This window comes from Streptomyces sp. NPDC104226, assembly GCF_055584085.1.
The window spans coordinates 242,768-267,226 of the sequence record NZ_JBVJMS010000006.1; the positions used below are offsets into that span (position 1 = coordinate 242,768).

Genomic DNA, 24,459 nt, shown 5'->3' on the forward strand with positions numbered 1-24,459 from the left:
AGCCGGAACGCTGACGGCCGGCGCGCTCGCGCTGTCCCTGACGGGGTGCGGGGACAGCGTGGATCCGATCGAACGGATGGGACGCAAGGCGACGGAGACGAGGTCGACTCCGGCGCCCTCGGGGGCGCCTTCGGGGGCGGCCTCCCCCTCAGCCGCGGGCAGTGGATCCGTGGCCGCGGCGGACGAGGCCTACAAGAAGTGGGGCCTCAGCGGCCCCCTCCAGTACGCGCCCAAGCCGGCCGTCAAACCCCAGATCCCGCCGGCCAAGGCGGGGCGGGTCCAGGTCGTCGACCGAATACCCGTCCCGGCGGACGACAAGGTCGTCTTCCTGACGTTCGACGACGGCGCGGAGAAGAGCCCCGAGTTCCTGAAGATGGCCGCCGACCTGAAGCTGCCGATCAGCATGTTCCTGACGGACGACATCGCCTCGTCGGACTACGGCCACTTCGAAAAGCTCCGCGACAACGGCTCCGACAGCACGATAAACAACCACACCCTGACGCACCCGAATCTCCGGACCCTGTCCTTCGAGGCACAGAAGAAGGAGATATGCGGGCAGCAGGAACGCCTGGAGAAGCGCTTCGGCAAGCGGCCGACGCTCTTCCGCCCGCCCTACGGCAACCACAACGACGACACGCTCAGGGCCGCGCACGAGTGCGGGGTGTCCCAGATCCTCCTGTGGCGCGTGTCGATGCAGATCAACAACTTCCAGTACGCCGAAGGCTCCGCCCTGAAACCGGGTGACATCATCCTGGCCCACTTCCGCGGCCCCGCCGAGCTGAAGGGCACGACGGAGACCGAGATGACGACCCGGATGCTCCGCCGCATACAGGAGCAGGGCTACCGGATCGGCCGCGTGGAGGACTACCTGTAGGACGGGACGGGCTCGGGCGCGGGCTCGACCAGAGGGGTGATCGTCGTCTCCGCCGGGCCCCGGGCGTCCGCCTCGCGTTGTCGTTCGGTGCTGTCGGAGATGCGCAGCAGCAGGGCGATCATGATCCAGTTGGCCAGCAGCGAAGAGCCGCCCGCCGCCAGGAAGGGCAGCGCCTTGCCCGTCAGGGGGATCAGGCCCGTGACGCCGCCCGCCACGATGAAGACCTGCAGGGCCAGGGCGGACGACAGGCCCACCGCCAGCAGCTTGCCGAACGGGTCGCGCGCGCCCAGCGCCATCCGCAGCCCGCGCTGCACGAGGAGTGCGTAGAGGACCAGGACGGCCATGACCCCGGCCAGGCCGAGCTCCTCGCCCACCGTCGTCAGGATGAAGTCGCTGCGGCCCGCGAACTTGATCAGCTCGGGATGGCCCATGCCGAGGCCCGTGCCGGAGACGCCGCCCGTGCCGAAGCTGAACAGCGCCTGCGCCGACTGGTCCGAGATGACGCCCGGCGGCCGGTCCTTCCAGTAGTACGACAGCGGGTTCAGCCAGGCGGCCACGCGCGCCTTGACGTGCGGCTCCGTCGTGCCCACGACGAAGGCGCCGGCCGAGGCCAGGACCAGGCCGCAGACGATCCAGCTCGTGCGCTCGGTGGCCACGTAGAGCATGACCACGAAGACGCCGAAGAAGAGCAGCGAGGTGCCGAGGTCGCGCTCGAAGACCAGCACGAGCAGCGAGACGATCCACACCGTGATGAGGGGGCCGAGCTGGCGCATCGGCGGCAGCCGCATGCCCAGGAACTTGCGTCCCGACAGGGCCAGCGCATCGCGGTGTATCACCAGGTAGCCCGCGAAGAAGACCGCGATCATGATCTTCACGAACTCGCCCGGCTGCACCGACAGCCCGCCGAGCTTGATCCAGCGCTTCGCCCCGTAGGTGTCCGCGCCGAAGAAGGCGGGCGCGATCAGGGCCACCAGCGCGACGACCATCGTGATGTAGATGAACCGCTGGAGCAGCCGGTGGTCGCGCAGGAGTCCCAGCACCGCGATGCAGGCCGCGACGCCGACCACCGCCCATATCAGCTGGCCGGGCGCGGTCAGGGCGGTCTTCGGCCCGTACCGCTCCAGGTACCCCTGGTCGAGGCGGTGCAGCAGCACCAGCCCCAGCCCGGTCAGCAGCAGGGCCAGCGGGAAGACCAGCGGATCCGCGTACGCCGCGAACCGGCGGATGGCCAGGTGCCCCACCAGCGCGAGCAGGGTCATGCTGATCACGAAGCCGCTGAGGTTGGGCGGCAGGGCGTCGTTCATCGCCAGGCTCGCGCAGACGTGGCCGGAAATGGTCACCGCGAGGACGAGGACGAGGAGCAGTGCTTCCGTGCGGCGGCGCGCGCCCGCCGACGTCAGGGGTCTCAGTCCACGCACGGGACGCCGCCGCCGTCGATGGCGGGGGTGCCGCTGCTTCGGGAGGGTGAAGGCGCGGGCGCCGGTGCGGAGCTCGCGGAGCCCGGGGCGGAGCCCTGGGGTGCGGGGGGCGTGCCCGGGGAGGAAGGAGCGGCGCCAGGCGAGCTCGGGCTCGCAGGGGCCCCGGGCCCGATCCGCTCGGCTATGAACCGCTTTATCTTCATATCGTCTACGACGTTTATCTCCCCGCTCTGGTTCCGATCGAAGCCCTCGATGGGAAGGGTCACAAACTCCACGTTGCCCCCGGAGAGGTTCTTCGCCTGCTTCACGAACGCCAGCAGGTCCCATCCCTGATCGGTGACGACGTCCTGCTTCGCCGCGTCGATCAGCTTCATCAGCTTCACCGGATCCGTGAACGTCCCGGCCTGGTTCAGCTTGTACGTGGCCCCCGCCAGGAACGCCTGCTGCCGCTTCGTCCGGTCCAGGTCGCCCATGGTCAGGCCGTGCCGCTGCCGTACGAAGGCCAGCGACTGCTGCCCGTCGAGCGTCTGACGCCCCGCCGGGAAGTCCGCCCCCGAGTAGCTGTCCTTCGCCGGCTTCTTCAGACACACCGGTACGCCGCCCAGCGCATCCGCGAGGTGGTAGAAACCGGCCAGGTTCAGCTCGGCGAAGTGGTCGATCGGCACCCCCAGGAAGGCGCGCACGGTATCCAGCTCCGCCTTGCGGCCCGCCTCGCGCCCCTCGCGCTCCAGCTGCCGCCGGTCCGTGACCCCCTGGGCCGAGAGCTTCTCCTCGGCCTTGGCCTTCGCCCGGCCGTACGCCTCCTTGATCTTGGCCTTGCCGGTGAAACCGGGCACCCCGTGCAGGACGACGGAGTCGTCGCGCGGCACCGAGAAGGCCTGCGCCCGGCTCCCGTCGCCGGGGACGTGCAGCAGGATCAGGGTGTTGGTGTTGTAGCCGCCGACGTCGGAGCTCGCGCCCGCGTGCAGCTTCTCCAGCACCGCCGGCGGGAGGTCCTCGCCGTTCTGGTCCCGGCGGCTGTCCAGGCCCATCAGCAGGATGTTGGTGTCGCCGTGCTGCGACTTCTCGGCGCCCTCCAGGGCCTTGGAACTGCCGATGCTGGAGGCGAGGTCGTCGTACAGGTACCAGGCCGTCGCCCCCGCCAGCACCACCAGGGCGCAGCCGGACGCCAGCAGGGTGCGGGTGAGCCTGCGGCGGCGGGACGCGCGGACCGGGGGCTTCGGGGCACGGGTCTTCCTGCGGTGGGCGCTCATGCATCCCGATGCTGGGGGAGCGGTGCTGAAGGAAACCTGAGGGTCCTGAAGGCGCCTTCAGAGGCGGGGGCGGTCCGAGGCCGGGGCGGGCAGGCGCAGCACCAGGCGGGCGCCGCCGCCGGGTGCGGGGAACGCGCCGACCTCGCCGCCGTGCGCCCGGGCGATCTCCCGGGCGATGGCCAGCCCCAGGCCGGTGCCGCCGCCGGCCCGGCTGCGGTCCGCGTCCAGCCGCACGAACCGCTCGAAGACCCGGTCCCGGTCGGCCTCCGGGATGCCCGGCCCGTCGTCCGCGACCTCCAGCAGCGCCCAGCCGTCCTCGGCGAAGGCCCGGACCACGACCCCGGTACGGGCGTACCGCAGGGCGTTGTCCACCAGGTTGGCCAGCGCCCGCTCCAGCCGCGCCGGATCCCCGGCGGCCGGTACGGGAGCCCGCGCGTCCAGCCGTAGCGGCACCCGGGGCTCCGGGCGCCGCGCCGCATCCTCGGCGGCCAGCAGCGCGAGGTCCACCGGCTCGGTGCGCGGCGCGGGCCCGCCGTCCAGCCGGGCCAGCAGGAGCAGATCGGCCGCGATGCCCTGCAGCCGCTCGGTATCGGCCAGCGCGGCCGCCACCGACTCCCGGTCGGGGTCCCGCAGCGCCACCTCCAGCCGGGACCGGACGGCCGCGAGGGGGTTGCGCAGCTCGTGCGAGGCGTCGGCGGTGAACTGCCGCTGGCGGGCGTCGCTGCGCTCCAGCCGGTCGAGCGTCTCGTTGACCGTCCGGGCCAGCTGCGCGATCTCGTCGGCGCCGCCCGGGTCCGGGACCCGCCGGTCCAGCTCGCTCCCGGTGACCGCCGCCAGCCCGGTGCGGATCGCGGTGACCGGGCGCAGCGCATGGCCCGTCACCCACCAGGCCAGCGCCGCCGAGAAGGCGATCAGCGGGGGCGCACCCGCCAGCAGGCCGAGCGCGACGGCCCGGTTGGCGTCGTCGACGTCGCCGAGCACGGTCGCGGCGTAGACGGTGTGCGGGTCGTGCGCCCCCGGCGGGCCGGGCGCGTCCACGGCGACCACCACGCGCCGCTGCGCGCCGGGGCGCGCGGGCGGCAGCACGGCCGAGCGCATGTCCCGGCCGGGCGCGGGGCTCAGCTCCGTGAGCTCCGGGGTGTCCTTCAGGTCCCCGCTGGTGGCCACGACCGTCCCGGCGGCGTTCCGTACGAGGACCAGGTCGACCCCGTCCTCGGGCGCGGGCAGCCGGCCGGCGGCCGGGAGGCTCCCCGTGTCGTACTGGGCGGCCACCTTGCGGGCGGCGAGCTCGGTGCGGCCGGTGGTGTTCTCGATGAGGTTGGCGCGCAGCAGGGTGTAGAGCCACAGCCCGCCGGCGGCCAGGACGGCGGCCATCGCGAGGGCGGCGGCCGCGGCGGCGCGGGCGCGGAGGCTGCCGAGGCGGCTGCCCCGCCCGCGCGGCTCAGCCACCGTCGGGGGCCATCCGGTAGCCGGTGCCGTGCACGGTGAGGATCGAGCGGCGGCCGAAGGGGACGTCGATCTTCCGGCGGAGCGAGGAGACGTAGACCTCGACGATGTTCGGGTCGATGCCGTGCGGGCCGTCCCAGACCTCGTCGAGGATGTCCTGCTTGGCGACGGCCCGGCCGGGCTGCTCCATCAGGCAGCCCAGGACGCCGAGCTCGCGGGCGGTCAGCTCGATCTCGTGCGTGCCCCGGCGGCAGCGGCGGCCCTGCGCGTCGAGCACGAGGTCGCCGGCCTGGAGGACGGCGGGCCGGGCGGCGGTGGCCGTGCGGCGGGTGAGTGCGCGGAGGCGGGCGGCGAGGACGACGAAGGAGAACGGCTTCGTCAGGTAGTCGTCCGCGCCCGAGTCCAGCCCCTCGGCCTCGTCGTACTCGCCGTCCTTGGCGGTCAGCATCAGCACGGGGGTGGCGACGCCGTGGGACCGCATCCGGGTGCAGATCTCGTAGCCCGAGAGGCCCGGGAGCATCAGGTCGAGGAGGACCACGTCGTACGGGCCTCCGGTGAGGGCCAGGTCCAGGCCGCGGTGGCCGTCGTGGGCGAGGTCGACCCAGTGGCCGTCGGCGGAGAGGCCGCGCCGCAGTGAATCGGCGAGGCTGACTTCGTCTTCGACGACCAGGATCCGCATCCCCCAAGCGTCACATACCGGGCACCCGTTCCTCCTTCACGCGCCGCTCGCGCGGCTCGGCCCTGGAGGGCCTCCCCGGCTTCGCGCCGCTGCGCCGGACTCCGTCCGGCGGTGGTGGGGCGGGGGTGCGGCCACGGCCGCCCGTTCCCCGGTCCGGTGGGCGCGTGCGGGTGGGTGGGCCCTGCGGGGCGGAGTCCCCTACCCGCCCTTCGCCCGTTCCCCGGGCTGCGCCCGGACCCCCCTGGGGCTCCGCCCCAGACCCCGCGCCTCAAACGCCTCATCCAGCCCCTCCGGCGTTTGAGGAGCAGGGGTCCGGGGACTGGTCCCCGGCAACGGTGCCGCAGGGAGCCAAGGGCCGGCGGCGCCCCCGGGGAGCGGGGTCCGGGGCCCCGGCAGGCGGGTCCGGCTGCGAAACCCAGCGGCGCGTATTGGCACTCCGCTTGACCGAGTGCTAATCCCCGGAATAGTCTCGCGTCTGGCACTCGCCCCTGGTGAGTGCCAACCCTGCGACAGTGGATCCGGCACCCGCGACGACGGATCGACAAGCTCGCCACCCAGACAGTTAACTCCGGATCTCCGAAGCGGAAGGTCAGATCGTGACGACCACCAGCTCCAAGGTTGCCATCAAGCCGCTCGAGGACCGCATTGTGGTCCAGCCGCTCGACGCCGAGCAGACCACGGCCTCTGGCCTGGTCATCCCGGACACCGCGAAGGAGAAGCCCCAGGAGGGCGTCGTCCTCGCGGTGGGCCCGGGTCGCTTCGAGGACGGCCAGCGTCTCCCGCTGGACGTCACCGTCGGCGACGTCGTCCTGTACTCGAAGTACGGCGGCACCGAAGTGAAGTACAACGGCGAGGAGTACCTCGTCCTCTCGGCCCGCGACGTGCTCGCGATCGTCGAGAAGTAATCACTTCTCCAGTTGTGTTGTGAGCTACGCCCCTGGTCACCCCTGCTGAAGCCGGGCGGCGAGGGGCGTAGTTCGTTTTGGACAGGCGGTCGCGGTGAGCGGCCGGGGATAGCAACGAGAGGGCTGAACCGCTCCCATGCCGAAGATTCTCAAGTTTGACGAGGACGCCCGTCGCGCCCTTGAGCGTGGCGTCAACAAGCTCGCCGACACCGTCAAGGTGACGATCGGTCCCAAGGGCCGCAACGTCGTCATCGACAAGAAGTTCGGCGCTCCCACCATCACGAACGACGGTGTCACCATCGCGCGTGAGGTCGAGCTCGACGACCCGTACGAGAACCTTGGCGCGCAGCTCGTCAAGGAGGTCGCGACCAAGACCAACGACGTCGCGGGCGACGGCACCACCACCGCCACCGTCCTGGCGCAGGCGCTGGTCCGCGAGGGTCTGCGCAACGTCGCCGCGGGTGCTTCCCCGGCCGCCCTGAAGAAGGGCATCGACGCCGCGGTCAAGGCCGTCTCCGAGGAGCTCCTCGCGACCGCCCGTCCGATCGAGGACAAGTCCGACATCGCCGCCGTGGCCGCGCTCTCCGCGCAGGACCAGCAGGTCGGTGACCTCATCGCCGAGGCGATGGACAAGGTCGGCAAGGACGGTGTCATCACCGTCGAGGAGTCCAACGCCTTCGGCCTGGAGCTCGAGTTCACCGAGGGCATGGCCTTCGACAAGGGCTACCTGTCCCCGTACATGGTCTCCGACCAGGAGCGTATGGAGGCCATCCTCGATGACCCGTACATCCTGATCAACCAGGGCAAGATCTCCTCCATCCAGGACCTCCTGCCGCTGCTGGAGAAGGTCATCCAGGCCGGCGCCTCCAAGCCGCTCCTGATCATCGCCGAGGACGTCGAGGGCGAGGCGCTCTCCACCCTCGTCGTCAACAAGATCCGTGGCACCTTCAACGCCGTCGCCGTCAAGGCGCCCGGCTTCGGTGACCGCCGCAAGGCGATGCTCCAGGACATGGCCACCCTCACCGGTGCCACCGTCATCGCCGAGGAGGTCGGCCTCAAGCTCGACCAGGCCGGTCTGGACATCCTGGGCTCCGCCCGCCGCGTCACGATCTCCAAGGACGGCACCACCATCGTCGACGGTGGCGGCTCCTCCGACGAGGTCCTCGGCCGCGTCAACCAGATCAAGGCCGAGATCGAGTCCACCGACTCGGACTGGGACCGCGAGAAGCTGCAGGAGCGCCTGGCGAAGCTCGCCGGCGGCGTCTGCGTCATCAAGGTCGGCGCCGCCACCGAGGTGGAGCTCAAGGAGAAGAAGCACCGTCTCGAGGACGCCATCTCGGCGACCCGCGCCGCGGTCGAGGAGGGCATCGTCTCCGGCGGTGGCTCCGCGATCGTCCACGCCGTGAAGGTGCTGGAGGACAACCTCGGCCTGTCCGGCGACGAGGCCACCGGTGTCGCGGTCGTGCGCCGCGCCGCCGTCGAGCCGCTGCGCTGGATCGCCGAGAACGCCGGCCTCGAGGGCTACGTCATCACCTCGAAGGTCGCCGAGCTCGAGAAGGGCCAGGGCTTCAACGCCGCCACCGGCGAGTACGGCGACCTGGTCAAGGCCGGCGTCATCGACCCGGTCAAGGTCACCCGCTCCGCGCTGGAGAACGCCGCTTCCATCGCGTCCCTGCTGCTCACGACCGAGACCCTGGTCGTCGAGAAGCCGGCCGACGAAGAGGCCGACGCCGGTCACAGCCACGGTGGCCACGGCCACAGCCACTGACTCGGCCGCTGACCTCGTCAGAGAGTCAGTGAGTCGGTAAGCAGTAAGCACGGCAAAGCCCCGGTCACCGCTGCCAAGCGGTGGTGACCGGGGCTTTCCCGTGTGCGGCCCGCCCCGCGTGGAGCGTCAGCCGGGCATCATGCCCATCTGGCGCATCAGGCCCGGGGCGTCGTAGTACCACCAGTCCTCGGCGATCTGGCCGTTCTCGATCCGGCAGGTCGTACAGCCCGACATGGTGAATTCCCTGCCGGTGGGCGCGACCCCCATGAACTCGCCCTTGTGGGTGCCCTTCCAGTCCCACAGGGTGGTGACGCAGTCGCCTTCGGCCAGCTGGCGCGTCATGTCGAAGGTCATGTCGAAGGCGTCCCGCCACATGCCGACGGTCTTGCGGATGCCCTCCCGGCCGTGGCCTTCGCCGGGGCGCTCCATGATGTCGTGGGTCATGTAGTCGGCCGCGATGCACTCTTCGACGGCGTCGAAGTCGCCCTTGCCCACGACCTCCTCGAGGAAGCGGTTCACGACGAGCTTGTTGAGGTACTCGTCGCGGACCACGTCGAGGTTCATGAACTTCGGCATGCCGTCGCAGAGCGCCACCATCTCCTGGAACATCCGGTCCGTTTCCGGGAGCTGAGAGTTCTTCATGGCCTCTTCGTACGAGGGGAACTCGACGAGGTCCAGGTAGTGGGTGCTGGAGTCGCGGTCCCTGCCGATGAGCGTGTGAGTGACCGTGCGCCTGCCCGCGGTCTGCTCGGCATAGCGGTCGATGAGATGGTTCATCTCGTCGAAGCGCGTGGTCTCGTAGTCGATCACTTGTACGAATGTCATCGCGTCGCCTCCCGCGCTGGATGGGACACATCCAGTCTAGGGAGATTTCACCCATTTGCCGCGTTTACTCGCAGGTCGCCAGGCCGCCGCAGGTGGCAGAGGTGCGGCTACTGCGGCCCGTACTTGCGCCCCGTACGCGAGGACACTCCGCCGAGCAGCCCCCGCGGGGCCACCTTCACCAGGCCCATCAGCGCCTTGTACCGCGGGTCCGGGATCGACACCGTCCTGCCCCGGGCCAGATCGGCCAGCGCCGCCGCCACCAGCTTGTCGGCGTCGAGCCACATCCAGCCGGGGATGTTGTCCGTGCCCATGCCGGCCCGCTCGTGGAACTCGGTGCGCACGAAGCCCGGGCACAGCGCCATCATCCGTACGCCCGAGCCGGACAGGTCCTTGGCCGCGCCCTGGGTGAACTGCACGACCCAGGCCTTGCTCGCCCCGTAGGTGCCGCGCGGCAGGAAGGCGGCCACCGAGGCCACGTTGATCACGCCGCCGCGTCCGCGCGAGCGCATCGGCTCCACGGCCGCCGAGGTCAGCCGCAGCACCGCCTCGATGTGGACCTTCAGCATGGTCAGCTCGTCGGCCATGGAGACTTCGAGGTAGCGGCCCTTGTTGCCGAAGCCCGCGTTGTTCACCAGCAGGTCCACCGGGTGCTTGCGGTCGCCGAGGCGTTCCTCGACGGCCGCGATGCCGTCCTCGGTGGAGAGGTCGGCGGCCAGCACCTCGGCCTCGATCCCGTGCCGGTCGTGCAGCTCGGTGGCCTGCTCGCCGAGCCGCTTGGTGTCCCGGGCCACCAGGACGAGGTTGTGCCCCTCGGCGGCGAGCCGCCGGGCGAAGGCGGCGCCGATGCCCGCCGTGGATCCCGTAATCAACGCAGTCGTCATAGGCGCAACCTAGTCGCCCTGCTTCCCGTACTTCTCCACGTGGGCCAGTGCCTTGTCCCGAGCCTCCGGCTCCAGGGCGTCGCCCGCCGCCAGCGTGCGCGGCAGCAGCTCCCGCTCGGTGGTGAAGGCACGGAACCAGAACTCCACCGTCACCTCGTGGTCCGGGCGGTGCACGACCTCGATGGTGTCGCCGGGGGAGACCGAGCCCTCCTGCAGGACCCGCAGGTAGGCGCCCGGCCGGGCTTCCTGGGTGAACCGCTTCACCCACGCCTTCTCGCCGAGCATCCCCTGGAAGGTCCGGCACGGGATGCGGGCCGAGGCCACCTCCAGGAGCAGGTCGGGGCCCACCCGCCAGCGCTCGCCGAGCAGCGCGCCGTTCACGTCGAGGCCGGCGGTGGTGAAGTTCTCGCCGAAGATGCCGCCGGGCAGTTCGCGGCCGAGCTCGCGCTCCCACCACTCCAGGTCCTCGCGGGCGTACGCGTACACGGCCTGGTGGTCCCCGCCGTGATGGCGCAGATGGCAGACGTCGTCCCCTTCGACACCGCTCGCACCGACGCCCTTGGGGCCCGGCGCGAAGACCCGTACGGGCCCCGGCGCGGGGATCTTGCCGTGACCGGTCAGACCGTCCGGGGCGTCGGTGTAGTCGACGGCCGTCGCGCGGCCGAGGTTCACGGAGATCAGATGCATGGCCCCACGCTAGCGGAATGGCCTCAAAGGCTGCCGGGGATTATGTGCGCCCAGGTCAAAGCACCCCTTATGCTCGAAGGGTGATCGAGGCACGCCATCTCCGAGTTCTGCGCGCTGTCGCCGGAACCGGGTCCTTCTCCGCCGCCGCCCGCGAGCTCGGCTGCACCCAGCCGGCCGTCTCCCAGCAGATGAAGGCCCTGGAGCAGTCCGCGGGCACCCCGCTGCTGATCCGCACCGGGCGCGAAATGCGCCTCACCCAGGCCGGTGAGGCGCTGGTCCGGCACGCCGCCGGGATCCTCGCCGGGCTGACGGCCGCCGAGGAGGAGGTCGCGGCCATCGCCGGGCTGCGCGCCGGCCGGGTCCGGCTGGTCTCCTTCCCCAGCGGCAGTTCCACGCTGGTGCCGACCGCGCTCGCGGCGATGCGCGGCGAACATCCCGGGACCCGGATCTCGCTGGTCGAGGCGGAGCCGCCGCGTTCGGTGGAGATGCTGCGCGAGGGGGACTGCGATCTCGCGCTGGCCTTCCGCTACGGCGGCGACGGCGACGGGCGGGGCTCGGCGGCCGAGTGGGAGGACCTCGTGGTCCGGCCGCTGCTGACCGACCGGCTCGTCGGACTGGTTCCCGAGGGGCACCGGCTGGCGGGGGCGGAGCGGGTGGGCATGGCGGAGCTGGCCGACGAGCCCTGGATCGCGGGCTGTCCGCGCTGCCGCCGCCATCTGGTGGAGGTGTGCGAGGCCGCCGGTTTCACCCCGCGCATCGACTTCGCCACCGACGACTACCCGGCCGTGGTCGGCCTGGTCGGGGCCGGGCTCGGGGTCGCGGTGCTGCCGGAGCTCGCGGTGGAGTCCGTACGGGCCAAGGGCGTGAGCACCCTCGCCGTGGAACCGGCCGTCGAGCGGGAGATCGTCGCGCTGACCCTGCCCGACCTGGCGCGGGTCCCGGCGGTGGCCGCGACCCTGGCCCAGCTGGAGCGGGCCGCCCGGCGCTGACGGCCGGTCCGGCGCCGGAGCATCCGCGCCGGACGGGCGCCACCCGAAGGACCGTACGGCGGTACGGCCGGTCGGGTGGCTGCCGAGCCCGGATGGTTCGGAGAAGGTTCGGAGAAACGTTCCTTCGGTCGTTTCGGCGGGAAGCCCGTTCAGTGCGGGGCGATCGGCGCGCTCGGTCCGATCGCGGTCGTGGCCGGGATCAGGCGATGGCGCGCGCGGCCCATCAGTTCTTCGCGTTCGTCCTCGGTGAGGCCGCCCCACACCCCGTAGGGCTCGCGGACGGCGAGTGCGTGCGCGGCGCATTCAGAACGCACCGGGCAGCGCATGCAGACCTCTTTAGCCGAGGTCTCGCGCGCACTCCTGGCCGCGCCCCGCTCGCCTTCCGGGTGGAAGAAGAGGGAGCTGTCGACCCCGCGGCAGGCAGCCAGCAGCTGCCAGTCCCAGAGGTCGGCGTTCGGTCCGGGGAGGCGGGAGAAATCTGCCATGGGTAGTCCTCTTGGTGCCGGTACTGAGGCGGATACGGTCCATGTCTCCACATCTACTGTCGTAGTAGATGTAAATATGACTGATTGCGAATCTAGCCTCAGACATGCGCCAAACGGAAGGAAAGCCGCCAAATAGGGCATACCGTCATCTGGAGGACACGCGGCGAGTGGCTCCTGCCGTGTGTTCGCTTCCTCACGTAGAGTGCCGAAGGTGTCCGTCCGACCCGTAACTCTTTCGAGTGACCATCGTTGAGAGTGCGAAGGCGGTTGAACCAAGAAGTTCTCGGACAGGTGTCCGGGAGCATCGACCGCACAGGTGACGATACGTACCAGCCTGGAGGCTCAAGGTGACGCGCATCAGCAGCTGCGGAGGGCGGTCATGACTTCCGTCCTCGTCTGCGACGACTCCCCGCTTGCCCGAGAGGCGCTCCGTCGCGCGGTTGCCACCGTGCCCGGCGTCGAGCGTGTGACGACGGCTGCCAACGGCGAGGAAGTCCTCCGCCGCTGGGGTGCCGACCGCTCCGACCTGATCCTGATGGATGTACGGATGCCCGGGCTCGGCGGTGTGGAGACGGTCCGCCGTCTCCTCTCGGCCGACCCCGGCGCCCGCATCATCATGCTGACGGTCGCCGAGGACCTGGACGGCGTGGCCCTCGCGGTCGCCGCCGGCGCCCGCGGCTATCTGCACAAGGACGCCTCGCGCGCCGAACTGCGGGCCACGGTCACCCAGGCCCTGGCCGACCCGACCTGGAGGCTGGCCCCGCGCCGGCTCCGCTCGGCCGAGATGGGCGCCGCGCCCACGCTCACCGCGCGCGAGATCCAGGTGCTGGAGGGCATGAGCCACGGCCGGTCCAACGCGGAGATCGGGCGCGAGCTCTTCCTCTCCGAGGACACGGTCAAGACGCACGCCCGCCGGCTGTTCAAGAAGCTGGGCGCGTCCGACCGGGCGCACGCCGTGGCACTCGGGTTCCGCTGGGGCCTGGTCCGCTGACCGCGCGACCGCCGGCCCTCACCGGCCGGCGGTGCCGCCGGCGGGCCGGCCCCCCGGATCCCGCGGCCCGGACCGCCCTCCGGAATCTCCCGCCGCCCGATCCGCCGCACCCGGGTGCGCACCGGGGATTGACGGTGCACAATCCGGGGGACGTGTCGCTTCGGGCGCGATGCCGCATGCTTGAGGGTGTGGCGCATCCTGGAGATGTCGCCGCGGGGACGATTCGGCCGAGCGGGAGGGGAGGGGCCAGAGCATGAGTTCCGGTGCACCCACCCCGCACAACCCGTCGACGCATAACGCTTCGACGTACAACACGGGCCGCAGTGCCGCGAATACTCCGGCGCCAAGGCACCATGGATTGATGCGCGAAGACCGCGAAGGCCCGGCCCCGGGGTCACCCGCGACCACAGGAGGCGGCGGCGCCTCCCGAAACAGCGGCGACGGTACCGTCAGCGCGCTCGTACGCCGTGCGGTGGAAGGCGACGAGCAGGCCACCCACGATCTGCTCGCCTTCGTGCACCCCCTCGCCATCCGCTACTGCCGCTCCCGCCTGTCGCGACTTCCCGGTGACGCTCGTCACTTCGTGGAGGACCTGGCGCAGGAGGTCTGCGTCGCAGTCCTGATGGCCCTGCCGCGCTACCGCGACACCGGACGCCCCTTCGAGGCCTTCGTCTTCGCCATCGCCGCGCACAAGGTCGCCGATCTCCAGCGGGCCGCCATGCGCCATCCGGGCAGTACGGCCGTGCCCTCGGACGAGATGCCGGAACGGCCCGACGACTCCCTTGGGCCGGAGGAGCGCGCACTGCTGAGCAGCGACGCCGCCTGGGCCAAGAAGCTGCTCGCCAACCTTCCGGAGAACCAGCGCGAGCTCCTCGTCCTGCGCGTGGCCGTCGGGCTGACCGCGGAGGAGACCGGCCAGATGCTCGGCATGTCCCCCGGAGCGGTGCGCGTCGCGCAGCACCGGGCGCTGAGCCGGCTCCGTGCGCTCGCCGAGCAGTAGGCGTCCAGTCGTCGGGCAGTAGCCGAGCAGTCGCCGGGCAGTGGTCGAGCAGTGAGCGTCGAAGGCTAGGCCGTACGAGGTTTTTCCCGTAGGAAGATACGAATCTCGCCATCGATCTTCGTCGTGGAATGAGAGGCGTCGCGCTCCCGTTAGCATGGACATCCGCGCTGAGCAAGACCATCTTGGAAGGTGTCATGACTGTGAACGCCGACGGAGTGCCCGACAAATTCGCCACGCTCGGCCTCACGTATGACGATGTGCTGCTGCTCCCCGGGTCGTCGGACATGTCCCCGGACGCCATCGACACGTCCTCGCTCATCTCCCGCAACGTCCGCGTGAACGTCCCGCTGCTCTCCGCCGCGATGGACAAGGTCACCGAGTCCCGGATGGCCATCGCGATGGCCCGCCAGGGCGGCGTCGGCGTCCTGCACCGCAACCTCTCCATCGCCGACCAGGCCAACCAGGTCGACCTGGTCAAGCGCTCCGAGTCCGGCATGGTCACCGACCCGATCACGGTGCACCCCGACGCGACCCTGCGCGAGGCCGACGAGCTCTGCGCCAAGTTCCGCATCTCCGGCGTCCCGGTCACCGACCCGGCGGGCAAGCTGCTCGGCATCGTCACCAACCGCGACATGGCCTTCGAGTCGGACCGCAGCCGCCAGGTGCGCGAGGTCATGACCCCGATGCCGCTGGTCACGGGCAAGGTCGGCATCTCCGGCGTGGACGCCATGGAGCTGCTGCGCCGCCACAAGATCGAGAAGCTGCCGCTCGTCGACGACGCCGGCATCCTCAAGGGCCTCATCACGGTCAAGGACTTCGTCAAGGCCGAGAAGTACCCGAACGCCGCCAAGGACAAGGACGGCCGGCTGCTCGTCGGCGCCGCCGTCGGCGTCGCGGGCGACGCGTACGAGCGGGCCCAGGCCCTGATCGAGGCGGGCGCCGACTTCATCGTCGTCGACACCGCCCACGGCCACTCCCGTCTCGTCGGCGACATGGTCTCCAAGATCAAGTCGAACTCGACGGTCGACGTCATCGGCGGCAACATCGCCACCCGTGACGGCGCCCAGGCCCTCATCGACGCCGGCTGCGACGGCATCAAGGTCGGCGTCGGCCCCGGCTCCATCTGCACCACCCGCGTGGTCGCCGGCATCGGCGTCCCGCAGGTCACGGCGATCTACGAGGCCTCCCTCGCCGCCAAGGCGGCCGGTGTGCCGGTCATCGGCGACGGCGGCCTGCAGTACTCCGGCGACATCGCGAAGGCGCTCGTCGCCGGCGCCGACACGGTGATGCTCGGCTCGCTGCTCGCGGGCTGCGAGGAGTCCCCGGGCGAGCTGCTCTTCATCAACGGCAAGCAGTTCAAGTCGTACCGCGGCATGGGCTCGCTCGGCGCGATGCAGTCCCGCGGCGACCGCAAGTCCTTCTCCAAGGACCGCTACTTCCAGGAGGGCGTGGGCGGCGACGACAAGCTCATCCCCGAGGGCATCGAGGGCCAGGTCCCGTACCGCGGCCCGCTCTCCGCGGTCGTGCACCAGCTCGTCGGGGGCTTGCGCCAGTCGATGTTCTACGTCGGCGGCCGCACGGTGCCGGAGCTCCAGGACCGGGGCCGGTTCGTCCGGATCACCTCGGCCGGCCTCAAGGAGAGCCACCCGCACGACATCCAGATGACGGTCGAGGCGCCGAACTACAGCCGCAAGGGCTGAACGAAGCGCTGCTGAAGGGGGCGGACCCGGCCGGGTCCGCCTCCTTCGCCGTGCCCGGCGGGCCCGGTGCGTGCGTCCGTACAGCGGTCACCGGAACGCGGCGCGCCGGGGTTCGGGGATACTGGACGGGCAGACCCACAGGAAAGGCCACCACACGTGACTGAGATCGAGATCGGGCGCGGCAAGCGCGGCCGCAGGGCGTACGCGTTCGATGACATCGCCATCGTCCCCAGCCGCCGTACCCGGGACCCGAAGGAGGTCTCGATCGCCTGGCAGATCGACGCCTACCGCTTCGAGCTCCCGTTCCTGGCCGCCCCCATGGACTCGGTCGTCTCCCCGCAGACCGCCATCCGCATCGGCGAGCTCGGCGGCCTCGGCGTGCTGAACCTCGAGGGCCTGTGGACCCGGTACGAGGACCCGCAGCCGCTGCTCGACGAGATCGCGGAGCTGGACGAGGAGACCGCCACCCGCCGCCTCCAGGAGATCTACTCCGCTCCGATCCAGGCGGACCTGATCCGCCAGCGGATCAAGGAGGTGCGCGACTCGGGCGTCGTCACCGCCGCCGCGCTCTCCCCGCAGCGCACGGCCGAGTTCTCCAAGGCCGTCGTCGACGCGGGCGTGGACATCTTCGTGATCCGCGGCACCACCGTGTCGGCGGAGCACGTCTCCGGCGCCGCCGAGCCGCTGAACCTCAAGCAGTTCATCTACGAGCTCGACGTCCCGGTCATCGTGGGCGGCTGCGCCACCTACACCGCGGCCCTGCACCTGATGCGCACCGGCGCGGCCGGCGTCCTGGTCGGCTTCGGCGGCGGCGCCGCGCACACCACGCGCAACGTGCTCGGCATCCAGGTCCCGATGGCGACCGCCGTCGCCGACGTGGCCGCGGCCCGCCGCGACTACATGGACGAGTCCGGCGGCCGCTACGTGCACGTCATCGCCGACGGTGGCGTGGGCTGGTCCGGCGACATCCCGAAGGCCGTCGCCTGCGGCGCCGACGCCGTGATGATGGGCTCCCCGCTGGCCCGTGCCACCGACGCGCCCGGCAAGGGCCACCACTGGGGCATGGAGGCCGTCCACGAGGACGTGCCGCGCGGCAAGAAGGTCAACCTGGGCGTGGTCGGCACCACCGAGGAGATCCTCACCGGTCCGTCGCACACCATGGACGGCTCGATGAACATCTTCGGCGCGCTGCGCCGCTCGATGGCCACCACCGGCTACAGCGAGCTCAAGGAGTTCCAGCGGGTCGAGGTCACCATCGCGGACTCCCAGCACAGCCGCTGAGACCCGCCACCGCACCTTCCGAGGCCCGGCTCCCCCACGGGGGAGCCGGGCCTCGGGCGTACGGGGGTGCAGGCGGGGCGGCGGTCAGTTCCTGCCCTTGGTCCGGCGGTTCACGCAGATGGCCCACGGGACGAGGAAAGCCGCCGCGACGAGCAGCCAGGGCAGCAGGGCGTACCCGTCGTCGTGGGAGAGCTGGCCGTGCCGGTCGCCCATGAACGTGCCGGCCAGGACCACCCCCACGAGGGTGACCATTCCGGGGACACCGAGCACCCACAGCAGGACGGTGAACCAGGCGGCGCGTTCCCGGTCGGGGGTGTTCGGGGCGCCCGGAGCGTCTGGGGCGCTCGGGGCGCTCGGGAGGTTCGGGGGGTTCGGGGACACGCGCGGATCATAGGGCCGGGGGCCATGCGGAAGACAGGTTTCCGCCCCCGCACGATCATGGTCCTGCCTGCTCGGAGCCGCACGGCGGCCGCGGACGAGGACGGCCCCTGACTCCTGTGCGGAGTCCGGGGCCAGCCGTGCGGGACGAGGGGTCAGGCGGCCTTGCGGGCCGACTGGAAGGCGGTGTAGCCGCCGAGGGCGAGGAACAGGTACGTCATCGGGCCCGACGTCTCCGTCCAGGCGTCGACGAGCAGGGAGGTGCCGAGGTCGAGGACGTCCAGGGTGCTCACGCCGATCTCGTCCGCACCGATCATGGCGATGCCGAGGATCTGGCCCGCGAACACGGCGGCCAGCGACAGCAGGGCGCTGAGCACCGGCAGGAGGGGGTTGGACCCGCCGAGCTTGCCGGCGGCGAAACCGACGGCGGCGCCGACACCGACGGCCGCGAAGCCGATCTGGTACTCGGTCAGGCCGATGATCGTGCCGTAGACGGCGGCGGTGACCAGGGCGGCGCCCACGGCCGCGGCGATCCCGAGGCCCACGTTGGCGGGGCGTACCGGGGCCGGGGCCGGGGCCTGGAGGAAGTCGGCGCCGGACGGGCCCGGGTAGGGGGCCGGGGTGGCGGCGGCTTCGGGCGCGGGCGTCGCGGGCGTACCGGCGTCGGGCGCGGGCGACGGGAACTGCTGGCTCATGGAAAATCCCCCCCAGGGATTTTTGGGGCACACGGGACCCGCACGGCTGACGTGGGGATGTATGCGCGAGATAAGTCGCCGCAGGCTAGCAGCAGCTTGTGACATCCGTGGAGGGGTTTCCGGTGGGCAGGCGCTGTGTGCGGGGCGTGACCTAGAGGCGGTGTGCGGCGCCTGCCGGGCTGGCGCCGCGGGTGTCCAGGAGCAACTGGGCCTTCACCGCGAGGCCTTGCAGGTCGTAGGTGCGGTGGTGCTGGAGCAGGATCGTCAGGTCGGCGTTGGCCGCGGCCTCGTACAGCGATTCGGCGCGGGGGACCGGCTGGTCCCGTACCCGCCAGCCCGCGATGTACGGGTCGTGGTAGCTGATCAGGGCGCCGAGGTCGAGGAGGCGGCTGGCGATCTCGTGCGCCGGGGAGCCCTCCTGGTCGGCGAGGTCCGGCTTGTAGGTGACGCCCAGGAGGAGGACGCGGGCGCCGCGCGCGGACTTGCCGTGCTCGTTGAGCAGGGTGGCGCTGCGCTGGATGACGTACTGCGGCATCCGGTCGTTGATCTCCTGCGCCAGGCCGACCATGCGGAGCGGGTGACCCGGGGTGCGGGTGGTGTGGGGGAGGTAGTTGGGGTCCAGGGGGACGCCGTGGCCGCCGACTCCGGGGCCGGGGCGGAAGGCCTGGAACCCGTACGGCTTGGTCTCGGCGCACCGGATGACGTCCCACAGGTCCACGCCGAGGTCGTGGCAGAGCACGGCCATCTCGTTCATGAGGGCGATGTTGACGTGCCGGTAGTTGGTCTCCAGGAGCTGGACCGTTTCGGCCTCGCGCAGGCCGCGGGCGCGGACCACCTTCTCGGTGAGGCGGGCGTAGAAGGCGTGCGCGGACTCGGTGCAGGCGGGGGTGAGGCCGCCGATGACCTTGGGGGTGTTGGCGATGCCGTGCGTGCGGTTGCCCGGGTCGAGGCGGCTGGGGGAGTAGGCCAGGTGGAAGTCGCGGCCGGCGCGCAGGCGGGAGCCCGATTCGAGGATCGGGCGCAGGTAGTCCTCGGTGACGCCGGGGTGGGCCGCCGATTCGAGGATGACGGTGGTGTGCGGGCGCAGCCGGGCGGCGAGCGTGCGGCCCGCCTCGCCGACCGCGGACAGGTCGAGCGCGCGGTCGGCGCCGAGCTGGGTGGGGGCGCAGATGACGGCCGTGCGGACCCGGCCGAGTTCGACGGGGTTGGTGGTGACCCGGAAGCCGGCCGCCGACATGCGGCGGATCTCTGCGGCGGTGAGGGTGGAGTCCGTGACCGGACCGCTGTCGTAGCCGACCGTCTCGATCCCGGCGGCCACGGCTGCCTGGGCGAGCGGGAGGCCGAGATGGCCGAGTCCGATGACGGCGAGATCTGCGGGCATGGGGTGCCGTCCCTTCCCTTCCCTGACATGCATGAGGGGGCGGAGCGCGCAAGTCCTGTGGAGGAGGAAAGCTGGCGCAATGTCAGACTAGGCGTATATATGACAGATATGTCGTATTCAGAGGTCTTGGTCGCCGCCGTGTTATCCACAGCCGGTGGCTGATGTGGGTGCGGCCGGTGAGAATCATGAACGGGCGATGTGAGCGGGATCACCCACAACGGGTGGGATGACCGCACAGGGCGGACGGGGCGACCCGCGTCAACGGGAGGCAGGCAGCCGTGATGACTGGGACAGGGGCAGGAACGGGCGCAGCGGCAGGCGCGGGGGCGGGGCCGGCCACCGGCATGGGCATGGGTGCGGGCATGGGCGGAGTCGGTGGGCGGGCCTCGCTGGGGCCCGCGCAGCGGGCCGAGGCGCTCGCCGGGATGGCCGAGCGGGAGCTGGACGTGCTGGTGGTCGGGGCCGGAGTGGTCGGCGCCGGTACCGCCCTCGACGCCGTGACCAGGGGCCTGTCGACCGGGCTGGTGGAGGCCCGGGACTGGGCCTCGGGCACCTCCAGCCGGTCCAGCAAGCTCATCCACGGCGGGCTCAGATACCTGGAGATGCTCGACTTCGCCCTCGTGCGCGAGGCGCTCAAGGAGCGCGGCCTGCTGCTGGAGCGGCTCGCCCCGCACCTGGTGAAGCCGGTGCCCTTCCTCTACCCGTTGCAGCACAAGGGGTGGGAGCGGTTCTATGCCGGGTCGGGCGTCGCGCTGTACGACGCCATGTCGCTCTCCAGCGGCCACGGACGCGGGCTGCCGACGCACCGCCACCTCTCGCGCAAGCGCGCCCTGCGGATCGCGCCGGCCCTGCGCAAGGACGCGCTGGTGGGCGCCCTGCAGTACTACGACGCCCAGATGGACGATGCGCGGTACGTGGCGACCCTGGTCCGGACGGCCGCCGCGTACGGGGCGCAGTGCGCCAACCGGGCGAGGGTCGTCGGCTTCCTGCGCGAGGGCGAGCGGGTGGTCGGCGCGCGGGTCCAGGACGTGGAGGGCGGCGGGGAGTACGAGATCCGGGCGAAGCAGATCGTGAACGCCACGGGGGTGTGGACGGACGACACCCAGGCGCTGATCGGAGAGCGCGGCCAGTTCCACGTCCGGGCCTCGAAGGGCATCCACCTCGTCGTTCCCAAGGACCGGATCCACTCCTCGACCGGGCTGATCCTGCGGACCGAGAAGTCGGTGCTCTTCGTCATCCCGTGGGGCCGGCACTGGATCGTGGGCACCACGGACACCGACTGGGACCTGGACAAGGCGCACCCGGCGGCGTCGAGCGCGGACATCGACTACCTGCTGGAGCACGTGAACTCGGTGCTGGCGGTCCCGCTCACCCGGGACGACGTCCAGGGGGTCTACGCCGGCCTGCGGCCGCTGCTGGCCGGGGAGTCGGACGCGACGAGCAAGCTCTCGCGCGAGCACACGGTGGCGCACCCGGTGCCGGGGCTGGTGGTCGTGGCGGGCGGCAAGTACACGACGTACCGGGTGATGGCCAAGGACGCGGTGGACGAGGCGGTGCACGGCCTCGACCAGCGGGTCGCGCCGTGCGTGACGGAGGACGTGCCGCTGGTCGGGGCCGAGGGGTACCGGGCCCTGTGGAACGGCCGGGCGCGGATCGCCGCGCGGACGGGGCTCCATGTGGTGCGGGTGGAGCACCTCCTGAACCGGTACGGCTCTCTGGCGGAGGAACTGCTCGCGCTGATCGCGGAAGACCCTTCGCTCGGGACGCCGTTGGCGGGAGCCGACGACTACCTCCGCGCCGAGGTGGTCTACGCGGCCTCGCACGAGGGGGCGCGACACCTGGACGACGTGCTGACCCGGCGGACGCGGATCTCGATCGAGACCTTCGACCGGGGGACGCGGTCGGCGCGCGAGTGTGCGGAGTTGATGGCTCCGGTCCTGGGCTGGGACGAGCAGCAGATCGAGAAGGAAGTGGAACACTACGAGAAGAGGGTGCAGGCGGAGCGGGAGTCGCAGCGTCAGCCGGACGATCAGACGGCGGACGCGGCGAGGCTGGGGGCGCCGGACATCGTGCCGTTGTAACTCCGTCACTTCGCGGGCGGAACCGCGGACCCGGGGCTCCCGTCCGTTGCGGAGTAAGGGACAATGAGGGTTCTGCCGGGGCGGGTTACCGGGCACCCCGGCCGCTGCCAGGGCAACCGGAGCAGGCGGCACGAACGCAGAGGGGACGCATGTCGAAGCCGGAGCACACCGAGTCGCCGGATCCGTCTGTCGGGACGGGATCGCCGGTGCCTCCGGCTGCACCCCCGACGGAGCCGAAGTCTCCCGCGGAGCCACCCGCGGCGGGAGCCGCGAAGCGCGCTGCCGCGGCGAAGCCGGGCGCCAAGCAGGCTGCGAAGCCCGCCGGCAGGGGGGCCGCGAAGGCCGCCCCGGCCGCCGTGCCCCCGGCCGCCCCCGAAGCCACCGGGGCGGCGGAACCGCAGGACGCGAAGCCCGGTGTTGCCGCGGCGGAGCCGGAGCCGCGCAAGCCCGAGCTCCGGAAGCCGGCTGCGGCGAAGCCCGCCCGCGAGGCCGAGCCCGAGGACGCGAAGGCTGTGGGCGCGAAGCCCGAGCCGGAGGACGCGAAGCCTGCGGGTGTGGGCGCCGAGCCCGAGGACGCGAAGCCGGCCGCGGCCGTCGGCGCGAAGCCTGCGGTGTCGGGTGTCGGGCCCGAGGACGCGAAGCCCGTCCTGGGGAAGGGTGAGCCTGCGGGGGCGAAGGCCGCCGAGGGTGCGGAGGCCAAGCCCGTCGCGGTGAGCAAGGCCGACGAGGTGGCCGCCGCCGTCAAGGCCGCCGCGGCCAAGGCGGGAGAGGGCGCCCACGACGAGGGCCGGCTGCTCGCGGGCCGGTACCGGCTCGGGGACGTCCTCGGCAAGGGCGGCATGGGCACGGTCTGGCGCGCCGAGGACGAGACCCTCGGCCGCACCGTCGCCGTCAAGGAACTCCGCTTCGGCAGCGGCGTCGACGAGGACGAGAAGCGCCGCCTGATCACCCGCACCCTGCGCGAGGCCAAGGCCATCGCCCGGATCCGCAGCGGTGGCGCGGTGACCGTCTACGACGTCGTCGACGAAGACGGCCGGCCGTGGATCGTCATGGAGCTCATCGAGGGCCCCTCGCTCGCGGAGTTCATCCGCGAGAGCGGCCCGCTGACCCCCCGCCGCGCCGCGGAAGTCGGCCTCGCCGTGCTCGACGTGCTCCGTGCCGCCCACCGCCAGGGCATCCTGCACCGGGACGTGAAGCCCTCCAACGTGCTCCTCGCCGACCGGGGCAACGGCCGCGTGGTCCTCACCGACTTCGGCATCGCCCAGGTCGAGGGCGACCCCTCCGTCACCTCCACCGGCATGCTCGTCGGCGCGCCCTCGTACATCTCGCCCGAGCGGGCCCGCGGCCAGCGCCCCGGCCCGCCGGCGGACATGTGGTCGCTCGGCGGCCTGCTGTACGCAGCCGTCGAGGGGGTGCCCCCGTACGACAAGGGGTCCGCCCTCGCGACGCTCACCGCGGTGATGACCGAGCCGGTCGAACCGCCCAAGAACGCCGGCCCGCTGACCGAGGTCATCTACGGCCTCCTCGTCAAGGACCCCGCCCACCGGCTCGACGACGACCGCGCGCGGGCGCTGCTCACCGCCGTGATCGACGCACCCGAGCCGCCGCCGGCTCCCGTGGCCGCCCCGAGCGCCGAGGAGACCCGGCAGATATCGCTCGCAGAGGCCCGGGACGCCGCCGAGCAGGCGGCCGCCGACAAGGCGGCCAAGGCCGCGGAGAAGGCGGAGAAGAAGGAACGCGAGCGCCGTGAGCGCGAGCAGCGCGACCGCGCCCGCGCGGCGCTGAAGTCGGCCCGCAAGGCAGCGGCCGCCAGCGCCGCCGCGGCTGCCGCCACGGCAACGGCCGCGACCGCGGCCGAGTCCCCGTCGCCGCGCCCGGCGCCCGTCGCCGCCCCGCTCACCGACGTCGTGCCGCGCCGCACCATCGCGCTCGCGATAGCCGGTGTGGTCGTGGCGCTCGCCGTCATCGGCTCGATCGTCGCGTACGCCTTCAGCGGTGACGACGAGAAGGGCGGTGTCCCGAAGGACGGCAAGGACGGCAGCAAGGCCAGCTCCGCGTCGAGCCCCGCGTCCGGTTCCTCGACCCCGCCCCCGGCTTCGCCCTCGCCCTCCCCCTCGCCGAAGACCGGCGAGGTGCCCGGCGGGGCCGCGTCGCCGGACCCGGGCCAGTCGGGCCAGTTGCCCGGTTCGGGCACCAACCCCGGCCAGGGCCAGGGCGCCACGCCCGGCGGCGCCCTGCCCGGGCTCCCGCCCGGGTACGGCCAGGTCAACGACCCCGGGTTCCACTTCGCGATGGGTCTGCCCGTCGGCTTCAAGCAGACCGGCGTGATAGGCAAGAACGACGGCGTCATATACAGCCGCGACGGCGGTTTCCCGCGGGTCCAGATCGACTTCAACAGCTCGCCGAAGGACGACGCCCGCGCCGCCTGGATGGAACTGGCGCCGAGCGTGGCGGGCAGCAGCAGCAACTACAAGCTGCTGCGCCTCGAAAAGGTCGAGTACCGCGGGTACCCGACCGTCGCGGACTGGGAGTTCGAGCGGGACCAGAAGGGTTCGCGGGTCCGGGTGCTCGACCGCGGGTTCAGGATGGACGCGACGCACGGCTACGCCATCATGATCAGCTGCCTCGCCGACCAGTGGGACGCCCAGGAGTGCACGCAGCTGCGCACCACGGCGTTCGACACCTTCCAGCCGCTGGGCTGACACGGGTTCGGCGCGAGCCGGGGTCAGCCTCGCCAGGGCC

At 71.8% G+C, this 24,459-nt stretch carries 21 protein-coding genes; 10 read left to right on the plus strand and 11 right to left on the minus strand.

The window, feature by feature from the left end; all coding sequences use genetic code 11:
• The first annotated feature begins 169 nt into the window (after nucleotides 1-169).
• Entirely contained in the window at nucleotides 170-874 is a 705-nt protein-coding gene (locus ACZ60J_RS20445) for a polysaccharide deacetylase family protein (protein WP_469683624.1), read from the plus strand.
• Here ACZ60J_RS20445 and ACZ60J_RS20450 read toward each other — a convergent pair.
• From ACZ60J_RS20450 to ACZ60J_RS20465, 4 genes are read right to left on the minus strand one after another with little or no spacing between them, the layout of a single operon-like run.
• Nucleotides 865-2,292 carry an FtsW/RodA/SpoVE family cell cycle protein gene (locus tag ACZ60J_RS20450; RefSeq protein ID WP_469683625.1) on the minus strand — a complete coding sequence of 476 codons (1,428 nt, stop codon included), beginning with the start codon at nucleotides 2,290-2,292 and terminating at the stop codon, nucleotides 865-867. The two genes, ACZ60J_RS20445 and ACZ60J_RS20450, sit on opposite strands and share 10 nt — an antisense overlap.
• Nucleotides 2,280-3,545: an LCP family protein gene (locus ACZ60J_RS20455; RefSeq protein WP_469683627.1), complete on the minus strand. Its 1,266-nt coding sequence runs from the start codon at nucleotides 3,543-3,545 to the stop codon at nucleotides 2,280-2,282. The genes ACZ60J_RS20450 and ACZ60J_RS20455 overlap by 13 nt, the downstream gene beginning before the upstream one ends.
• A gap of 57 nt (nucleotides 3,546-3,602) precedes the next feature.
• Nucleotides 3,603-4,994, minus strand: a complete 1,392-nt coding sequence (locus tag ACZ60J_RS20460; RefSeq protein ID WP_469683629.1) for a sensor histidine kinase — start codon at nucleotides 4,992-4,994, stop codon at nucleotides 3,603-3,605.
• A complete protein-coding gene (locus tag ACZ60J_RS20465) occupies nucleotides 4,987-5,670 on the minus strand; it encodes a response regulator transcription factor (protein WP_469683630.1) in 684 nt (227 codons plus the stop codon). Before ACZ60J_RS20465 ends, ACZ60J_RS20460 begins: the two co-directional genes overlap by 8 nt.
• A 596-nt stretch (nucleotides 5,671-6,266) precedes the next feature.
• Between ACZ60J_RS20465 and groES the strand changes: the two genes are divergently transcribed.
• Both groES and groL read left to right on the plus strand, forming a co-directional pair.
• On the plus strand, nucleotides 6,267-6,575 hold the full coding sequence (gene groES / locus ACZ60J_RS20470; protein ID WP_008739621.1) for a co-chaperone GroES: 309 nt from the start codon (nucleotides 6,267-6,269) through the stop codon (nucleotides 6,573-6,575).
• 136 nt (nucleotides 6,576-6,711) lie between these two features.
• Nucleotides 6,712-8,343, plus strand: coding sequence for a chaperonin GroEL (groL, locus tag ACZ60J_RS20475; RefSeq protein ID WP_469683632.1), 1,632 nt, complete (start codon nucleotides 6,712-6,714; stop codon nucleotides 8,341-8,343).
• Between the two features lie 126 nt (nucleotides 8,344-8,469).
• On the opposite strand, the gene ACZ60J_RS20480 is transcribed toward groL, so the two are convergent.
• The 3 genes from ACZ60J_RS20480 to ACZ60J_RS20490 form a co-directional block, all read right to left on the minus strand.
• Complete coding sequence (locus tag ACZ60J_RS20480; protein WP_469683633.1) at nucleotides 8,470-9,168, minus strand: ester cyclase; 699 nt, start codon at nucleotides 9,166-9,168, stop codon at nucleotides 8,470-8,472.
• 107 nt (nucleotides 9,169-9,275) lie between these two features.
• Complete coding sequence (locus ACZ60J_RS20485; RefSeq protein WP_469683635.1) at nucleotides 9,276-10,049, minus strand: SDR family NAD(P)-dependent oxidoreductase; 774 nt, start codon at nucleotides 10,047-10,049, stop codon at nucleotides 9,276-9,278.
• Between the two features lie 9 nt (nucleotides 10,050-10,058).
• Nucleotides 10,059-10,736 carry an MOSC domain-containing protein gene (locus ACZ60J_RS20490; RefSeq protein ID WP_469683636.1) on the minus strand — a complete coding sequence of 226 codons (678 nt, stop codon included), beginning with the start codon at nucleotides 10,734-10,736 and terminating at the stop codon, nucleotides 10,059-10,061.
• Nucleotides 10,737-10,816: 80 nt separating this feature from the next.
• Here ACZ60J_RS20490 and ACZ60J_RS20495 point away from each other — a divergent pair, with 80 nt between their 5' ends.
• Nucleotides 10,817-11,725, plus strand: coding sequence for a LysR family transcriptional regulator (locus tag ACZ60J_RS20495; RefSeq protein WP_469683637.1), 909 nt, complete (start codon nucleotides 10,817-10,819; stop codon nucleotides 11,723-11,725).
• Between the two features lie 149 nt (nucleotides 11,726-11,874).
• Here the strand turns inward: ACZ60J_RS20495 and ACZ60J_RS20500 are convergent, their stop codons facing one another.
• On the minus strand, nucleotides 11,875-12,210 hold the full coding sequence (locus ACZ60J_RS20500) for a WhiB family transcriptional regulator (protein WP_327305055.1): 336 nt from the start codon (nucleotides 12,208-12,210) through the stop codon (nucleotides 11,875-11,877).
• Between the two features lie 379 nt (nucleotides 12,211-12,589).
• Between ACZ60J_RS20500 and ACZ60J_RS20505 the strand changes: the two genes are divergently transcribed.
• The 4 genes from ACZ60J_RS20505 (at nucleotide 12,590) to ACZ60J_RS20520 (ending at nucleotide 17,182) form a co-directional block, all read left to right on the plus strand.
• Nucleotides 12,590-13,201: a response regulator transcription factor gene (locus ACZ60J_RS20505; RefSeq protein WP_003948568.1), complete on the plus strand. Its 612-nt coding sequence runs from the start codon at nucleotides 12,590-12,592 to the stop codon at nucleotides 13,199-13,201.
• Nucleotides 13,202-13,562: 361 nt separating this feature from the next.
• Nucleotides 13,563-14,201 carry a sigma-70 family RNA polymerase sigma factor gene (locus ACZ60J_RS20510; RefSeq protein ID WP_469683638.1) on the plus strand — a complete coding sequence of 213 codons (639 nt, stop codon included), beginning with the start codon at nucleotides 13,563-13,565 and terminating at the stop codon, nucleotides 14,199-14,201.
• A gap of 194 nt (nucleotides 14,202-14,395) precedes the next feature.
• A complete protein-coding gene (guaB, locus tag ACZ60J_RS20515; protein WP_469683639.1) occupies nucleotides 14,396-15,901 on the plus strand; it encodes an IMP dehydrogenase in 1,506 nt (501 codons plus the stop codon).
• Between the two features lie 156 nt (nucleotides 15,902-16,057).
• The gene (locus ACZ60J_RS20520; protein WP_469683641.1) at nucleotides 16,058-17,182 is read left to right on the plus strand and encodes a GuaB3 family IMP dehydrogenase-related protein; all 1,125 of its coding nucleotides are present in this window, start codon (nucleotides 16,058-16,060) and stop codon (nucleotides 17,180-17,182) included.
• A gap of 84 nt (nucleotides 17,183-17,266) precedes the next feature.
• On the opposite strand, the gene ACZ60J_RS20525 is transcribed toward ACZ60J_RS20520, so the two are convergent.
• The 3 genes from ACZ60J_RS20525 to ACZ60J_RS20535 all read right to left on the minus strand — a co-directional run bounded on the left by ACZ60J_RS20525 (nucleotide 17,267) and on the right by ACZ60J_RS20535 (nucleotide 19,636).
• Nucleotides 17,267-17,563, minus strand: coding sequence for a hypothetical protein (locus tag ACZ60J_RS20525; protein WP_469683643.1), 297 nt, complete (start codon nucleotides 17,561-17,563; stop codon nucleotides 17,267-17,269).
• Between the two features lie 152 nt (nucleotides 17,564-17,715).
• Nucleotides 17,716-18,255 carry a hypothetical protein gene (locus tag ACZ60J_RS20530; RefSeq protein ID WP_469683645.1) on the minus strand — a complete coding sequence of 180 codons (540 nt, stop codon included), beginning with the start codon at nucleotides 18,253-18,255 and terminating at the stop codon, nucleotides 17,716-17,718.
• A 151-nt stretch (nucleotides 18,256-18,406) separates the two neighbouring features.
• On the minus strand, nucleotides 18,407-19,636 hold the full coding sequence (locus tag ACZ60J_RS20535) for a nucleotide sugar dehydrogenase (RefSeq protein WP_469683646.1): 1,230 nt from the start codon (nucleotides 19,634-19,636) through the stop codon (nucleotides 18,407-18,409).
• 362 nt (nucleotides 19,637-19,998) lie between these two features.
• On the opposite strand from ACZ60J_RS20535, the gene ACZ60J_RS20540 reads away from it, so the two are divergent.
• Nucleotides 19,999-21,717 (plus strand): glycerol-3-phosphate dehydrogenase/oxidase, encoded by a 1,719-nt coding sequence (locus ACZ60J_RS20540; protein WP_469683648.1) that lies wholly within the window; start codon nucleotides 19,999-20,001, stop codon nucleotides 21,715-21,717.
• Nucleotides 21,718-21,923: 206 nt separating this feature from the next.
• Nucleotides 21,924-24,419 (plus strand): serine/threonine-protein kinase, encoded by a 2,496-nt coding sequence (locus tag ACZ60J_RS20545; RefSeq protein WP_469683650.1) that lies wholly within the window; start codon nucleotides 21,924-21,926, stop codon nucleotides 24,417-24,419.
• Nucleotides 24,420-24,459 lie beyond the last annotated feature (40 nt).

Coding starts and splice junctions, on each gene's coding strand:
- ACZ60J_RS20455 (WP_469683627.1), bottom strand. CDS start 3,545: ATGAGCGCCCACCGCAGGAAGACCCGTGCCCCGAAGCCCCCGGTCCGC.
- ACZ60J_RS20465 (WP_469683630.1), bottom strand. CDS start 5,670: ATGCGGATCCTGGTCGTCGAAGACGAAGTCAGCCTCGCCGATTCACTG.
- groL (WP_469683632.1), top strand. CDS start 6,712: ATGCCGAAGATTCTCAAGTTTGACGAGGACGCCCGTCGCGCCCTTGAG.
- ACZ60J_RS20480 (WP_469683633.1), bottom strand. CDS start 9,168: ATGACATTCGTACAAGTGATCGACTACGAGACCACGCGCTTCGACGAG.
- ACZ60J_RS20485 (WP_469683635.1), bottom strand. CDS start 10,049: ATGACGACTGCGTTGATTACGGGATCCACGGCGGGCATCGGCGCCGCC.
- ACZ60J_RS20490 (WP_469683636.1), bottom strand. CDS start 10,736: ATGCATCTGATCTCCGTGAACCTCGGCCGCGCGACGGCCGTCGACTAC.
- ACZ60J_RS20500 (WP_327305055.1), bottom strand. CDS start 12,210: ATGGCAGATTTCTCCCGCCTCCCCGGACCGAACGCCGACCTCTGGGAC.
- ACZ60J_RS20505 (WP_003948568.1), top strand. CDS start 12,590: ATGACTTCCGTCCTCGTCTGCGACGACTCCCCGCTTGCCCGAGAGGCG.
- ACZ60J_RS20510 (WP_469683638.1), top strand. CDS start 13,563: ATGCGCGAAGACCGCGAAGGCCCGGCCCCGGGGTCACCCGCGACCACA.
- guaB (WP_469683639.1), top strand. CDS start 14,396: ATGACTGTGAACGCCGACGGAGTGCCCGACAAATTCGCCACGCTCGGC.
- ACZ60J_RS20530 (WP_469683645.1), bottom strand. CDS start 18,255: ATGAGCCAGCAGTTCCCGTCGCCCGCGCCCGACGCCGGTACGCCCGCG.
- ACZ60J_RS20535 (WP_469683646.1), bottom strand. CDS start 19,636: ATGCCCGCAGATCTCGCCGTCATCGGACTCGGCCATCTCGGCCTCCCG.
- ACZ60J_RS20540 (WP_469683648.1), top strand. CDS start 19,999: ATGGGCGGAGTCGGTGGGCGGGCCTCGCTGGGGCCCGCGCAGCGGGCC.